10 protein-coding genes and 3 tRNA genes are annotated in these 15058 nt (G+C 73.9%); 5 read left to right on the top strand and 8 right to left on the bottom strand.

Features of this window, described 5'->3' with window-relative positions; genetic code table 11:
• Positions 1–9 precede the first annotated feature (9 nt).
• From GV126_RS11835 to GV126_RS11820, 4 genes are all read right to left on the bottom strand, one after another.
• Positions 10–1938, bottom strand: coding sequence for an ABC transporter ATP-binding protein (locus tag GV126_RS11835; RefSeq protein WP_159665400.1), 1929 nt, complete (start codon positions 1936–1938; stop codon positions 10–12).
• Positions 1938–3671, bottom strand: a complete 1734-nt coding sequence (locus tag GV126_RS11830; protein WP_159665397.1) for an ABC transporter ATP-binding protein — start codon at positions 3669–3671, stop codon at positions 1938–1940. The genes GV126_RS11835 and GV126_RS11830 overlap by 1 nt, the downstream gene beginning before the upstream one ends.
• Positions 3672–3842: 171 nt before the next feature.
• A complete protein-coding gene (locus tag GV126_RS11825; RefSeq protein WP_159665394.1) occupies positions 3843–5297 on the bottom strand; it encodes a xylulokinase in 1455 nt (484 codons plus the stop codon).
• A gap of 99 nt (positions 5298–5396) precedes the next feature.
• Entirely contained in the window at positions 5397–5696 is a 300-nt protein-coding gene (locus GV126_RS11820; RefSeq protein WP_159665391.1) for a YtxH domain-containing protein, read from the bottom strand.
• Positions 5697–5842: 146 nt separating this feature from the next.
• Here GV126_RS11820 and GV126_RS11815 point away from each other — a divergent pair.
• From GV126_RS11815 to GV126_RS11805, 3 genes are all read left to right on the top strand, one after another.
• Positions 5843–5915 (top strand) — tRNA-Asn (locus tag GV126_RS11815).
• Positions 5916–5921: 6 nt separating this feature from the next.
• Positions 5922–5994, top strand: a tRNA-Asn gene (locus GV126_RS11810).
• A gap of 311 nt (positions 5995–6305) precedes the next feature.
• A tRNA-Ile gene (locus tag GV126_RS11805) sits at positions 6306–6379 on the top strand.
• Between the two features lie 97 nt (positions 6380–6476).
• Here GV126_RS11805 and GV126_RS11800 read toward each other — a convergent pair.
• Together GV126_RS11800 and GV126_RS11795 are read right to left on the bottom strand one after the other, a co-directional pair.
• Positions 6477–6659 carry a hypothetical protein gene (locus GV126_RS11800; RefSeq protein ID WP_159665388.1) on the bottom strand — a complete coding sequence of 61 codons (183 nt, stop codon included), beginning with the start codon at positions 6657–6659 and terminating at the stop codon, positions 6477–6479.
• Positions 6660–6779: 120 nt separating this feature from the next.
• Positions 6780–7574, bottom strand: coding sequence for an ANTAR domain-containing protein (locus GV126_RS11795; RefSeq protein ID WP_159665385.1), 795 nt, complete (start codon positions 7572–7574; stop codon positions 6780–6782).
• A 294-nt stretch (positions 7575–7868) separates the two neighbouring features.
• On the opposite strand from GV126_RS11795, the gene GV126_RS11790 reads away from it, so the two are divergent.
• Positions 7869–8240: an STAS domain-containing protein gene (locus GV126_RS11790; protein WP_328707336.1), complete on the top strand. Its 372-nt coding sequence runs from the start codon at positions 7869–7871 to the stop codon at positions 8238–8240.
• Positions 8237–9172 (top strand): anti-sigma factor RsbA family regulatory protein, encoded by a 936-nt coding sequence (locus GV126_RS11785; protein WP_159665382.1) that lies wholly within the window; start codon positions 8237–8239, stop codon positions 9170–9172. Before GV126_RS11790 ends, GV126_RS11785 begins: the two co-directional genes overlap by 4 nt.
• Before the next feature lie 45 nt (positions 9173–9217).
• On the opposite strand, the gene GV126_RS11780 is transcribed toward GV126_RS11785, so the two are convergent.
• Both GV126_RS11780 and GV126_RS11775 read right to left on the bottom strand, forming a co-directional pair.
• Positions 9218–10258, bottom strand: coding sequence for a rod shape-determining protein (locus GV126_RS11780; RefSeq protein WP_159665379.1), 1041 nt, complete (start codon positions 10256–10258; stop codon positions 9218–9220).
• A 432-nt stretch (positions 10259–10690) separates the two neighbouring features.
• Positions 10691–14935, bottom strand: coding sequence for an SAV_2336 N-terminal domain-related protein (locus tag GV126_RS11775; RefSeq protein ID WP_159665376.1), 4245 nt, complete (start codon positions 14933–14935; stop codon positions 10691–10693).
• Positions 14936–15058 lie beyond the last annotated feature (123 nt).

Below are 15058 nucleotides of genomic sequence, written 5' to 3'. Positions count from 1 at the left end.
CCGTCCGGCTCAGTCGACCTCCGCGACCGCCTGCGCGAACTGCGCCTTGTACAGCCGCGCGTAGGCCCCGTCGGCCGCCAGCAGCTCGTCGTGCGCGCCCTGTTCGACGATCGAGCCGTTCTCCATGACCAGGATCGTGTCCGCGTCCCGGATCGTGGAGAGCCGGTGGGCGATGACGAACGACGTCCTGCCGTGCTGGAGTTTGGCCATCGCCTTCTGGATGAGCACCTCGGTGCGGGTGTCCACCGAGCTGGTCGCCTCGTCCAGCACCAGGATCACCGGGTCGGACAGGAACGCCCGCGCGATGGTGATGAGCTGCTTCTCACCGGCGCTGACCCCGGAGCCCTCGTCGTCGATGACGGTGTCGTAGCCGTCGGGCAGGGTGCGGATGAACCGGTCGGCGTGCGCCGCCCGCGCCGCCTCCTCGATCTCGCCGCGGGTGACCTCGCGGGAGGCGCCGTAGGCGATGTTCTCCGCGATGGTGCCGCCGAACAGCCAGGTGTCCTGCAGCACCATGCCGATGCCGGAGCGCAGTTCGTCCCGGGACATGCGCGCGATGTCCACGCCGTCCAGCGTGATGCGCCCGCCGGTGACCTCGTAGAACCGCATCAGCAGGTTGACCAGGGTGGTCTTGCCCGCGCCGGTCGGGCCGACGATGGCCACCGTGTGGCCCGGCTCCACCGTGAGGGACAGGTCCTCGATGAGCGGCTTGTCCGGGTCGTAGCGGAAGGAGACGTGCTCCAGCGCGACCCGGCCGCGCAGCTCCTCCGGCCGCACGCCCGGCACCGGGTCCGGCTCCTGCTCCTCGGCGTCGAGGAGTTCGAAGATGCGCTCGGCGGAGGCGACGCCGGACTGCACCAGGTTCGCCATCGAGGCGACCTGGGTCAGCGGCATGGAGAACTGCCGCGAATACTGGATGAACGCCTGCACGTCACCGATGGACAGCGAACCGGAGGCCACGCGCAGGCCGCCGACCACGGCCACCAGCACGTAGTTCAGGTTCGACACGCACATCATCAGCGGCTGCATGATGCCGCTGTTGAACTGCGCCCTGAACCCCGCCTCGTACAACGCCTCGTTCTGCTCGGCGAACTGCTTCGCCGACTCCTCCTGCCGCCCGAACACCTTCACCAGGGTGTGCCCGGTGTACATCTCCTCGATGTGCGCGTTCAGCTTGCCGGTGGTGCGCCACTGCTGCACGAACTGCGGCTGGCTGCGCTTGCCCACCTTGGTGGCCACGAAGAACGACAGCGGCACGGTCACCAGCGCCACCAGCGCCAGGATCCAGGAGACGTAGAACATCATGGCGAGCACGCCGATGATGGTCAGCAGCGAGTTGATGAGCTGACCCATCGACTGGTTCAGCGTCTGCCCGATGTTGTCGATGTCGTTGGTGGCGCGGGAGAGCACCTCGCCGCGCTGGCGCCGGTCGAAGTACGACAGCGGCAGCCGCGACAGCTTCGTCTGCACGTCCTCGCGCAGCCGGAACACGGTCCGGTTCACCGTCCGGTTCACCAGCCGGGTCGCCACCGCCATCAGCAGACCGGCCGCCAGGAACGTGCACAGCGCGAACAGCAGGACCGTGCCGACCGCGTCGAAGTCGATGCCCTTGCCGGGGGTGAAGTCGGTGCTCCCCAGCATGTCGGCGACAGCGCCCTGGCCGTGCTGCCGCATGCCCTCCAGGACCTGCTCCTTGGTCGCCCCGGCCGGCATCTGCCGGCCGATGATCCCGCCGAACACCAGGTCGGTGGCCCGGCCGAGGATCTTCGGCCCGATCACGCTGAGCGCGACGCTCACCACCACGCACAGCACCAGCGTGATGATCGTCACCCGTTCGGGCCGGAACTGGGCGATGAGCCGTCTGCCGGACTTCTTGAAGTCCATCGAGCGGTTGTCGGGGCCGGCTCCGGCCATCATCCGACCCATGGGCCCGGCCATCAGGCAGCCTCCGCTTCCGTCAGCTGGGAGAGGACGATCTCCCGGTAGGTCTCGTTGTCCGCCATCAGCTCGTGGTGGCGGCCGCTGCCGACCACCCGGCCCTCGTCCAGGACGATGATCCGGTCCGCGTCCCGGATGGTCGCCACCCGCTGGGCGACGATGACGACGGTCGCCTCTGCGGTCTCCCGGGCCAGAGCGGCCCGCAGGGCCGCGTCGGTGGCGTAGTCCAGCGCGGAGAAGGAGTCGTCGAACAGGTAGATCTCCGGGCGCTGCACGAGGGTGCGGGCGATGGCCAGGCGCTGGCGCTGACCACCGGAGACGTTCGTGCCGCCCTGCGCGACGGGCGCTTCCAGGCCGCCCTCCAGCTCGGCGACGAAGTCCTTGGCCTGCGCCACCTCCAGCGCGTGCCACAGCTCCTCGTCGGTGGCGTCCGGGTTGCCGTAGCGCAGGTTGGAGGCGACCGTGCCGGCGAACAGGTACGGCTTCTGCGGCACCATCCCGACCGTCTTCGCCAGCAGGGCGGCGTCGATGGTCCGCACGTCCACGCCGCCCACCAGGACCTCGCCCTCGGTGGCGTCGAACAGCCGGGGCACCAGGCCCAGCAGCGTGGACTTGCCGCTGCCGGTGGACCCGATCACGGCCGTCACCTCACCGGGGCGGGCCACCAGGTCCACGCCCTTGAGCACCGCCTCCTCGGCCCCCGGATAGCGGAAGCCGGCCTGACGCAGCTCCAGATGCCCGTGGCGGCGCAGCTCGGCGACCGGCGCGAGCGGCGGCACCACGCTGGACTCGGTGTCCAGCACCTCCTGGATGCGCTCGGCGCACACCTCCGCGCGCGGCACCATCATGAACATGAACGTGGCCATCATGACCGACATCACGATCTGCATCAGATAGGCCAGGAACGCGGTCAGGTCACCGATCTGCATGCCGCCGCTGTCGATGCGGTGCGCGCCGAACCACACGACCGCAATGGACGACAGGTTCACCACCGTCATCACCATCGGGAACATCAGCGCCAGCAGCCGACCGGTGGCCAGCGACATGTCCGTCAGGTCCGCGTTGGCCTTCCGGAAGCGCTCCTTCTCGTACTCGTCGCGGACGAAGGCGCGGATGACGCGGTTGCCGCTGATCTGCTCGCGCAGCACCCGGTTCACCGTGTCCAGGCGCTTTTGCATGGACCGGAACAGCGGGCGCAGCCGGCGCACGATCAGCGTCACGCAGATGCCCAGCACGGGGACCACGGCGACCAGGACACCCGACAGCGGCACGTCCAGCCCGAGGGCCAGGACGATGCCGCCCACACACATGATGGGCGCCGACACCATCAGGGTGAACGTCATCAGGACCAGCGTCTGGACCTGCTGGACGTCGTTCGTCGTACGGGTGATGAGCGAGGGCGCGCCGAAGTGGCCGACCTCACGCGCGGAGAAGGACTGCACCCGGTCGAAGACGGAGGCGCGGACGTCCCGGCCGAGCGCGGAGGCGGTGCGGGCACCGAAGTAGACGGCACCGATGTTGCACACCACCTGCACCAGCGAGATGGCGATCATCACGCCGCCGAAGGCCAGGATGTAGCCGGTGTCGCCCTTGACGACACCGTTGTCGATGATGTGCGCGTTCAGCGTGGGCAGGTAGAGCGTGGCGCAGGTCTGCAGCAGCTGCAGCAGCACCAGCGCGGCGAGGGGTTTCTTGTAGGGCCTGAGACAGGTCCGCAGAAGTCGTATGAGCACTGGGGTCTCTCGGAGTCGGCAGTCAGGGGATCGGTCGGCATCCCCTGGCCCCTATCGTCGGACACTCCACCCGTGTTACCTCAACTGATTAACCCGATCGCGGTCCGTCGAGCGACACGCCGTCAGCCGGCGGACTGCTCCGACCGGGTGAATTCAGGACGTCATGGGTGTTCACGGACGAAACGCCCCCGGGTGGGTCTGCTCGCGCACCGCCACGTACTGCTGACGCACCGCCTGGCCCGCCGCCAGTTCCTCACCGGGCTCCAGGACCTGGGCCGCGGCGCCCTGCCAGGCCGGCGGCGTCCGCGGATCCAGCGTGCCCCGGGAGACGCCGAGCGCCCACGCGGCCTGCCGGGCGGCGCCGATCGCGGCGTAGTCCGCGGGCTGCGGCACCACGACCTGTGCGCCGAACAGGGCGGGCGCCGAGGCCTGCACGGCGGGCAGTTCGGCCGCCGCCCCGAGCAGGAAGACGCGCCGCACCTCCACGCCCCGCCCGCGCAGCACGTCCAGGGCGTCCGCCAGCCCGCACAGCATGCCCTCGAACGCGGCCCGCGCCAGATGCTCCGGCTTCATCGACTCACGCCTCAGGCCCGCCAGCGTGCCGGCGGTGTGCGGCAGGCTCGGGGTCCGCTCGCCCTCCAGATAGGGCAGCAGCACCAGCCCGTGCGCCCCCGGGGTCGACTTCATCGCCAGCTCGGACAGGCTCTGAAGGTCCGGCAGGCCCAGCAGCTCGGCGGTGCCGCGCAGCGCCCGCACCGCGTTCAGCGTGGTGACGACCGGCAGGTGCATGCCGGTGGCGTCGGCGAGCGAGGTGATCATGCCGGACTGGTCGGTCAGCGCCTCGGGATGCACCGCCATCACGGACCCGGAGGCACCCAGCGACACGACCACGTCGCCCAGGCCCAGTCCGAGCCCGAACGCGGCGGCCATGGTCTCCCCGGTACCGGCCGAGATCAGCAGCCCCTCGGGGGTGGTGCCGGCCGCCTCGGCCGGACCGATCACCTCCGGCAGCGCCGCCTGGTGGCCGAGCGCCAGCTCCACCAGGTCCGGCCGCCAGGCGCCGGTGGCCGCCGACCAGTAGCCGGTGCCGGAGGCGCCGCCCCGGTCGGTGGTGCGCCGGACCGGCCGGCCCGGCAGCTGCCACCCCAGCCAGTCGTGGGCCTGGAGCACCAGGGCGGTGCGGGCGGCGGCCCCCGGTTCGTTCTTCGCCAGCCAGCGCAGCTTGGTGACGGGCTGCGCGGCCTGCGGCACACAGCCCACGGCCTGCGCCCACGCCTCCCGTCCGCCGAGCGCGTCGATCAGGTCGGCCGCGGCGACCTGCGCCCGCCGGTCGCCGCCGACCAGCGCCGGCCGCACCATGGCGCCCTGCGCGTCCAGCGGGACCAGCGCGTTCTGCTGGGCGGACACGCCGATGGCCTGCACGCCCTCCAGCAGCCCGCCGCCCGCGGCCTGTCCCAGGGACAGCAGCCACGCCTGCGGATCGACGTCGGCGGGCCTGCCTCCCCCTTCGGGACTCTCCACCGGGTGTGGCGCGTAACCCTGCCTGAGCACGGCCCCGGTGTCCGTGTCACAGACCACGATGCGAGTGAAATCAGGTGAGCTGTCCAACCCGGCGACTATCCCCATGGCGAAAATTCTGCCGCACCGTGCGGGGTGGCCGTGCCGGACGCGCTCCGGCGCGCCCGCCGCACTCGCATCGATCCCGCGCCGCTCGCGGGGATCGTCCTAGGCGTTCCCGGTGCCCCAGTCGTCGCCCCCGCCCGCGCCGCGCCCGCTCAGGGAGCGCATGCGCCGGGCCACCGGCTCGGGCATCCGGTCCCCGACCTTCTCGCTCACCACGTGACACGCCCGGCCCGCGACCCGGCGGCCCTGCTGCGCCGCCGTCTCCGCGGTGCTGCGCACGGCCGGGTTCTGCGCGACCCGGCGGGCGGACTTCGTCAGCTGTTCGTAACGCTCACGTCCCGCCTTCGTCCCCAGTACGTACCCCACAGCCAGCCCTGCCATGAACACGAGCCGGTAGCGCATGGTGGCCACCCTTCCTTGCCTCGACGTCGACAGCCGGGGAGAACCGATTGGCGGAGCACCCCCCTGCTTGCGCTAATGTATGTGTCGCAGCGAGCGCGCGCCCACTGGCGAATACCCAGGCAGGTGCGTTCGATGCAACGAGGCATTCCTCCGTAGCTCAATTGGCAGAGCAGCCGGCTGTTAACCGGCAGGTTACTGGTTCGAGTCCAGTCGGGGGAGCTTCGGTCCTCCGTAGCTCAATTGGCAGAGCAGCCGGCTGTTAACCGGCAGGTTACTGGTTCGAGTCCAGTCGGGGGAGCATGCTGAACGAGGGCCCTTCGGGGTCCTTTTTCATGCCCGGGTTTCATGCCCGGGCGCGGTCGCGTGCGGTCCGGGCGCGGTCGTGTCCGGTCGCGGTCGTGGGCGTGTCGGGTCCGGTCGTGTCCGTGGCCGACCGCGGTCGTCCGCATCGGTCCGGTCGCGCGCGGAACCGCCGGGGCCGCGGCGCAGTCCTCAAGGTCATGGAGGGTCGCGGCAGGCCGCTGGAAGCCGACCATGGCGAAGCAGGAGATCGTATGAGCGGCTATGCTGCGGCAGACGGCGCGTACAAGTGTGCGCGACACGCCGTACGGGGCGGTAGCTCAGCCGGTTAGAGCAGCGGACTCATAATCCGTCGGCCGTGGGTTCGAGTCCCACCCGCCCCACCTTCGCGGTTCGGTGCAGGATCGTTTTCACCTGGACCGACTGTGCACCCCCCGGCCGGTTGTCGCGGGGAGCGACACGCCGGGGACCGCCCGGCCCTCAGTGCCGGGCGGTGCGGTCCGGGTCCGTGTCGGCGGCGTCGGACGTGTCCGGAAGATCGTCACGGTCGCCCTCGGCCTGGGACGGGGTCGGATAGGGGGTGTCGGCGTGTTCGGCGGCGCGGCGGGTCTCGTTGTTGTCGTCGCGCTCGCCCTCGGCCTGGGACGGGGTGCGCTCTCGCATGGTGGTGGCTCCTGGCGGACGGGGGACGGTCGTCACTCGCCTGCCGGGTACCCCCGAACGCCGCGCGAAGCACGTCGTCGCCTCGTCGTGCCCCGACTTATCGGGCCGACGCGCCCGGGCTCACGGTGCCGGGGGCGCGGTGGTGCCGGAGGTGGTGAGGGCGACCGCCGTGCGCAGGGCCGTACGGATCTCCTCCGGTGGCGGCGTACCGCCCGGCCGGGCACCCTCGGTGACAGCGGCGGCCACCGTGCGCAGCTTGGTGTTGGAGCGCTGGGACGCCACCCGGAGGATGTCCCAGGCCTGCTGCGCGGTGCAGACGTGGGCGGCCATCAGGATGCCGCGCGCCTGGTCGATCACCGGGCGGGAGGCGATCGCCCTGCGGAGCTGTTCGACCTCCTGCTGCAGCTGCGTCAGCCGTTCGGCCCGCTCCGCGGCCACCGCGGAGAAGGCGGCGGGCGCGGGGTCGGTGAGGCCCGGGTCCGGCCCGCCGGGAGATCCGTCGACGGGGCCGTCGGGAGGTCCGTCCACGGGGCCGTCGGCCGGTTCGCCGGTCGCCGGGTTCAGGGGGTCGGTGGTGTCCAGGCCGGCGAGTTCCAGGATCCGCAGCGGCTGGCCCGTCCAGCCCGTCGCCGTCACCGGGACCAGATGGCGCCTGCCGTGCTCGTGGAGGGCGGCCAGGAACTCCAGTCCCGCGGTGTCCATGAACCTCACCTCCGCCATCCGGAGGTCGATCCGGCGCACCCCGGGCGGCAGTTGGGCCAGCGTCTTGGCCAAGGTGTCCGTGCAGCCGTGCACCAGCTCCCCGCGCACGGTGAGCACGGCCCGGCCGTCCGGGTGCGTGGTGACGTCGACGACCAGGGCGTCGGCAAGCGTGTGCAACCGTCGTGCCACGGGTGGAAGTGCCCCCAAGATCATGTTCCCGCCTCGTTCGTCCCCGGCAGTGTCCGCGCGTCCGACGACGCCGCGTTCCCCGTCGCCGCCGGGCTGCGGTCGGCCCGGGCCGTGGACGGTGCGGAATCCCGCGGCCCCGGCGGTCCCGGCGGTGCTCTCCTGCGCCTGCCCCGCCGTCCAGGGAGTACACCTGGCGGCCTTCTTCCGACGACTGGACCCGAGGGTTTCGGGAAACCGGACGGGTCGGCGGGGCGTACTGTGCTCCTCGTCCGGAAAGGACCGTCCGGGAAGGGCGACGACACAGCACAGGGAGACGGTGTGGGCGAATCCGACCGCAGGGGCTCGGCTCCGCGCGTCGCCGCCGTGCCGGAGGCAACGCCGGCGCGGCTGACGGTGTCGCCGCTGCCGCGGCGGGCCGGTCTGCGCGCGGCGGGCGAGGTGGACCTGGTCACGCGCGCGACCTGGACCCGGGCCCTGGAGCACGCGGTGGACGAGGGTGAGGACGTGTTCCACCTGGAACTCGCCGCCCTGACCTTCGTCGACGTCGCCGGTGCCGGTGTCCTCGCGGAAACGGTCCGGCGGTTGCCGCCGGGCCGCCGGATCGTGCTCCACCAGCCGCCGTCCGCCCTGTCCCGGATACTGCAGATGTTCTGGCCCGGGCTGCCCGGGATCGAGGTGTCGCCATCATGACCGCCACCGCGGAGCCCTTCGTCCATCCCGCCCTGTTCTACCGGGGCGAGCAGGAGTACCTCGCGGGCACCGTGCCCTTCGTGCGTGCCGGGCTGGAGTCCGGCGAGCCGGTGGCGGTGGCCGTCCCCGGTGAGAACCTGCGGCTGATCCGGGACGCGCTCGGCGCGGACGCCGACGCCGTCCGCCTGCTCGACATGCGCGAGGCCGGACGCACCCCCGGCCGGATCATCCCCGGGGTGCTGCGCGCCTTCGCCGACGCCCAGCCGGCCGGCCGCCGGGTGCGGATCATCGGCGAGCCGGTCTGGGCCGGGCGCACGCCCGCCGAGTACCCGGCCTGCGCCCAGCACGAGGCGCTGATCAACGCCGCCTTCCAGGGCCGTGAGGTGACCATCCTGTGCCCGTACGACGCCGTGCGGCTGGACGAGCGGGCCCTGGCGGACGCCCACGCCACCCACCCCGTCGTCATCCCCTCCGGCACGGCCGGGCAGCACCGCAGCGCGGCCTACGCCCCCGAGCACGTCGTCGCCCGCTACAACGAGCCGCTGTCGCCCGCGGCACCGGACGCGCTGACGTTCTCCTTCGCCGCCCCCACCCTGTCGCAGGCGCGGCACGTGGCCACCGCCGAGGGGGAGCGGCTGGGGCTGAGCGGCAGGCCGCTGGAGGACCTGGCCCTGGCCACGGCCGAGCTGACCACCAACAGCGTGGTGCACGGCGGCGGTTCGGGCGAGCTGCGGGTGTGGGCCGAGGACGGGCACGTGGTGTGCGAGGTGCGCGACGGCGGCCGGCTGGACGATCCGCTGGCCGGGCGCCGGCCCGTCCCCCGCGACCAGCGCGGCGGCCGCGGCCTGCTGCTGGTGAACCTCGTCGCCGACCTCGTCCGCATCCACACCGGACAGGACGGCACCACGGTGCGCGCCTGGTTCCCTCGCTGAGGAGCCGCCGGCCGGCGGTTCGCCGCCGCGTGCGCGGCAAGGGCCTCACGCCCCGAGCGGATCCAGCACCAGCGGCTCGACGCGGCCCTCCAGCATCTCGCCCAGCCCCTGCACCGCGCACACGTCGGGCCGTTCGGCGATGTGCACCGGCATGCCGGTCGCCTCGCGCAGCATCTGGTCCAGGCCCGGCAGCAGCGCGGAGCCGCCGACCATCATGATCCCGCGGTCGGCGAGGTCGGCCACCAGGTCCGGCGGGCACTCCCGCAGCACCTTGTAGATGCCGTCCAGCACGGCGGTCAGCGGCGTCTGGATGGCCTCCCGCACCGCCGCGGTGTCGATCACCACCGACCGGGCCAGACCCGTGGCCACGTCCCGGCCGTGGATCTCGGTGGCCGACGGGCCGTGCGCGGTGAGCCCGGTGCCGTGCAGGGCCACCTGCAGCGGCCGTACCGACTGGCTGGGGAGCACCAGCGCGCGCTCGCGGCGCAGGTGCTGCACGATCGCCCGGTCCACGGCCTCCCCGCCGACGGGCATGCGTTCGGCGGTGACGATCGAGCCCAGCGACAACACGGCCACCTGGGTCGCCGCTGCCCCGCACACCATGATCATGGTGGCCTCGGGGCGTTCCACGGGCAGCCCGCAGCCGACGGCCGCCGCGATCAGCGTGTCGACCAGTTCCACCCGGCGGGCCCCGAGACCCACCGGCGTCTCGATCGTCGCCCGCTGGGCCAGCGGGTCGGCGTCGTGCGGGGTGCAGGCCGCCGCCCGCAGCCGGGGCGCCTTGCGGCGCAGTGAACGGCGCATCCGGTCCCCGATCAGGTGCCGCAGCATGCGCTGGGCCATCTCGATGTCGATGACCGTGCCGCCGGAGACCGGGCGGACCACGCGGATGTAGTCCGGGGTGCGGCCCGTCATCCGCTCCGCCAGCTCGCCGACGGCGATCAGCGCGCCGGTGCGGGTGTTCACGGCGGCGACCGAGGGCTGGTCGACGACGAGCCCCTCGCCCTTGACGTACACACGGGTCCGGGCCGCCCCCAGGTCGACGGCGACATGGCAGCGGCGCAACTGCTCCAGACTGGCGGTCATGGCAGATCCTCCCGAGAGCACGGACCGGGACGGCCGCCGAACGGCGGCCTCTTTGGCATCCTGCGGGGGCCGTGCGGGTGGCGCCCGCTGAGAGGGGCCGGCCGGGGTGCGGCCGAACGGGCGTATTCGCCGTCGTCCGGCGTGTCGCTGCACGGCCGTGCGGCGGGTGAGGTGCAGCGACACATCCGTGCGGGCCGGTCGTGTGCGGCGCGCGGCCGTGCGGCCGGTCAGGTGCGGCACACTGCCGTGCCGGTCGGTCACGTGCGGTGCGGCTGTGGCTTCCGGTCTCGTGTGGCGCGCGGTCGTGCCGGTCGGTCACGTGCGGTGCGGCTGTGCCTGCCGGTCGCGTGTGGCACGCGGCCGTCCACCGGTTCGCGTGTCACCGGGCAGCCGTCCAGCGGATGGCGTGTCACCGCGCGGTCGTGCGGTGGCTCACAGGGAACGGGCGGCGTGCAGCAGCGGCTCGTAGAAGAAGACGGTGGCGTCGCAGCCCGCCGCGAGCAGCTGCTCCTCGGCGGCGTGCCGGGACACGTAACCGACGCAGGGCAGGCCCAGGCGGCGGGCGGCGGTCAGCTCGGCCGGTGACGACGACACCAGCAGGGCCGCGTCCGGCGGCGCCGGCGGCACGGCCGCGTCCAGGGCGTGCCGCAGGCGGTCCGGCTCCGGCATGAGCCGGGTCAGGTCCGGGCCGCGGCCGTGCACCCCCGCCAGCGGCAGCCCGTGCCGGTCCAGGACGCGGTGGACGGCCCGCTCGCTGACGTCCGTGACCACCGACACCCGGCGGCCGGCGGCGTCCAGGGCGCGCACGAGGGACAACGCCTGCGCGCTGAGCGGGCTGTTCGCCGCGGCGTCCAGCTCGATCCGGTCCAGGCGCTCGCGCAGGGCGGGCGCCACACCCTGGTCCGCGAAGGCGCGCAGTACCTGCAGCGGATGGACGAAGGAGCCCGGCGCCACGGAGGAGCGGCCCTTGTCCCGCAGCAGCGGCCGTCCGCTCAGCGCCTGCTGCGGATCGCGGTGCTCCGCGACCAGCCGCAGCAGCTCCAGCGCGGCCTGACGGGCGGCCGGGGCCGAGAACAGCGTCGTCACCGGGCCGTCGAAGCCGATCAGCACGGTCCGGGCGTTGTCCAGCAGGGCGGGCAGCGACGGCTCGCCGCGCCCCGCCCGGCGTCCGGTGCGGCCGGAGGGCCGTGCGGGCGCCAGCTGCACCGAGTGCGTCACCGCCAGGCCCGGCACCGGCCACTCCCGCAGCGCCGCGTCCACCGCCTGCGCCGCCGCGCGGGCCCGGTAGGGCAGGTGGCGGCGCGTCACCGCGGCGGCCTCCTTGGCGAAGTGGTCGAAGAGCACGCCGGCGACGTCGGAGATCCGCCCGCGCACGAAGGCCACCGGGTCCTCGACGTGCCAGGACAGTTCCACCGTGGCCGTGAACCGGTTCCCGCCGGAGGCGGGCAGCGTCAGCAGGTCACCGGCCCGGTGCACGGTCAGGTCCACCTCGTAGTACGTCGCCGGGCGCCCGTGGCGCGCGCCCCGCACCGCGGCGGGGTCGAGGACGGCGGCCGACCCGTCGGGCAGCGTGTGCACGATCGCCGTACGGCCGGGCTCGCCCGGGCCGAGCGCGGTCAGGTCGGCGGTGGTGAACGGGCCGCGCACCAGGTCCCGTTCGGTGGCGTCCGCGGTACGGGGCAGCCGGCAGTACCAGGCGAGCGGATCCGTGCCCGGCGCGGTGCGCAGCGGCTGGAACCGTTCCGGGCCGAGCGCCGCCGAACTGCGCGTGTACTGCTCGTACAGCGTCGGGGAGACCACGACCACCAGGTCCGCGGCGGCCCGGTCCAGGACGTGCCGCACCCGCTCGGGCACGTCGGCCCCCGCCTCCTGCGCGGACCGGGGCTCGTGCCAGAACGTCACGCGCAGCCGGGACACCTCCGCCAGGTCCGCCACCGCCTCCGGCAGCCCGCGCACCACGGCGACCAGGACCGGCAGCACATAGGCGCCGGGCTCGGTGAGGACGACGCACCCGTCGGCGCGCGGCAGCACCTCGTACGCCTCGGGCGCCAGGTTCCCCCGGGACATCAGCCGGGTCACCACGTGGGTGAGGTCGTCGTGCCGGTCGCCGAGGCCGTCGGCTTCGAAGACGACGACGGGCCGGGCGGGACGCGGGCCGTCCACCGCGGCGCCGGGGGCGCCGAGTTCGGCCAGGGCGCCGGCGATCCGGGTGCGCAGGGCACGCAGCCGGGCGCGCTCGCGCGCGGCGAACGGGCCGGGGATCTCCTCCAGGGGGTCGCCTCGGAACAGGTCCAGGGCTTCTCGCAGCATCAGGCGCCGGGCCTCGGGATCCTGGTTCGGTGTGCGGGCGCTGAGGACCTCGCACCCCTCCGTGTCGATGTCGGCGCCGGGTACGTGCAGCGCGTAACCGTCGGAGAGCGCGGCCACCGTGCCGGGGCCGAGCAGGCGGCGCACTTCGCGGCTCAGGCGCAGCAGGTGGCCGGCGGCCGCGTCCTCGGGCGGGGGCTGCTCCCACAGGCCCTCGGCCAGCTCGCGGTGGGTGACCCGCCGTCCGGCCCGGTGCAGCAGCAGGCACAGCAGAGCCTTGGCCTCCGGCGACAGCCGCCCCGGCACCTCCCGCCCTCCCAGGGTGACCCGCAGGGGGCCGAGCAGGGCGAACCCCCACCGGGTGCGCTCCCGCAGCTCCGGGCTGCGGGCGTAGCCGGCCGCCTCGGCCAGGTCGCCGGCGTCGATCAGGTCGAGCAGCCGTCGGTGCTCCGGGGGGACGTCCACCTCGGAGGCGAGCCGGCGCATCTCCTGGCCGAAGTGGAACAGGTCCCACGCGGCGTCCTTGTCCAGCGACTCCTCACCCAGCGCGAACCGGCTGAGGACGACGGTGCCGTCCGGACGCAGCAGCAGCCCCTCCGGCCCCCGCTGACCGCGCACCAGTCCCTGCGCGTGCAGCGCCCGCAGCCCGGCCTCGCCGTCGGACACCACCCGCGCGAACACCGCGCAGGACACCCCCGCCCCGCTGGTGGCCAGCAGCTCGGTGAGGGTGACCCCGTCGGTGAACTCCACCACCAGATACGGGGTTTGCGCGTCGGTGCCGAAGTCCAGCACCGACGCCACCTGCGGGCTGCGCACCCCGGCCAGCACCTCGGCCTCCCGCAGGAACCGCGCCGGGGAGCCTTCCTGCGGCGGATACAGGTGCACCACGCCCCGCCGGCCCGCCTCCTGTTCGTCCACCGCCTCCCAGACGCGCCGTCCCAGCCCCCGCTGCCGCACCAGCCGGTACCGTCCCCCGATCAGCTCGCGCGGCGCGCGCCCGCCGAGCCGGCGCACGCTGTCCCGGCCCACCTCGGCGATCGGTTCCCCGGCGGCGTGGGTGTCGCCGGCCTCGTCCGGGGCGACCACGCGGAAGTCGCCGGCCGTGACCCCCGCCCGGGCGTCGATCACCTGACCGGCCCGGGCGAGCAGTCCGGCCGTGCGGGAGCGGGCCGTGTGCGGCAGGGTGCGCAGCAGGACCTCGCGCACACCGGGCCGGAAGGCGTACGAGCCGGGCGGGCCCGCGGTGGTGGTCAGCACCCCGCTGAGGATGACCTCGGCCGGGTGCTGCGGGCGCGGATCGGGTTCGACGGCCGCCTGCACCAGCCGCATGACCGGCAACTGCGGCTGCCCGACGGCCAGATGACCGGCCAGGCGGAAGGCCTCCGGGGAGGCGATGGAACGGAACCGCAGGCCCAGCTCCTCCGCGTCGAGCCGGTCCACGTCGCCGCGCCCCTCCGCGTCCAGCGCGGCGTGCGGCGGCTCGGGGGCGAGCAGGCCCACCGATCCGGTCAGCCCCATCCGCGCCGGGGACGCCACCAGCCGTGCCCAGGTCGCCAGCCAGGGAGAGGTGGCCTCCAGGACCGGCAGCGGCAGCGTGCCGGACGCGGGCTCGTGCGCGGGGTCCGCGGTGCTGAACTCCACGGTGTAGGCGGCGTTGGGGGCCGCGCGGCCCGGTGCGGACAGCCGGGCGGTGGCGGCCGGCAGCGCCGTGGTGCGCCACAGGCGCTCCGGCAGCGGCTGTATCACGGCCACCGGCATCGTCCGGGCCCAGCGGCGCAGGGTGCGGTACCAGCGGGTGCCCGCCGGGCCGGCCCGCCACTGCGGGCCCATGCAGTCGCTGATCAGCAGGGTGACGCTGCGGCCGTCGCCGTGCGGTGCGGCCGGTCCGCCCGGCCCCGTCGTGCCGTCGGCGGCCAGCCGGTGCACCTCCACGGTGCGGAACACCCCGGACTGGGCCAGCGCCGTGCGCAGTTCACGGATCAGCGGACGCCACACCGGCATGGTCGGGCCGGCGTCGTGCACCAGGTGCAGGGCGAGCCAGCGTTCGGCGGCGGGCCGCAGCACGGGCAGCCACCAGCGCGGGTCGGCGCCGAACCGGGCGATGCGGTGGGCGGTGGCCTCCTCGTCCAGTTCGTGGCCCACCGGCGCGGGAACGCGGCGCTTGAGCGGGCGCAGCGCGCGTTGCAGGGCCAGCGGGTGGGACAGCATCGGGGGAGCGGGGGCGAGGAGGGCGCGGTACGCGCCGTCCCCGCCGGAGCGCGGGCCGGGCAGGCGCAGCGGGACCCGGGCGGCACCGGGCTCCTTCGGCGAGGTGCCCGAGGGCGCGGCGGGGGTGGCGGCGGGGGGGGCGGGCGGCTGTCTCGTATACACACCTCACGCCGCCCGCCACCCCCTTCGGGGGTGGATAGGCGGCAGTTGTTGCCGCATTATAAAAATGACTTCCACTCCTGCCCACATCTCCCCGTAGGTTTCCTCACTCTGTTGTCCTACGTT

The organism is Streptomyces mexicanus (genome assembly GCF_902506575.1).
GTDB classification, from domain to species: Bacteria; Actinomycetota; Actinomycetes; order Streptomycetales; family Streptomycetaceae; genus Streptomyces; species Streptomyces mexicanus.
This window is presented reverse-complemented; position numbering and strand designations above follow the sequence as displayed.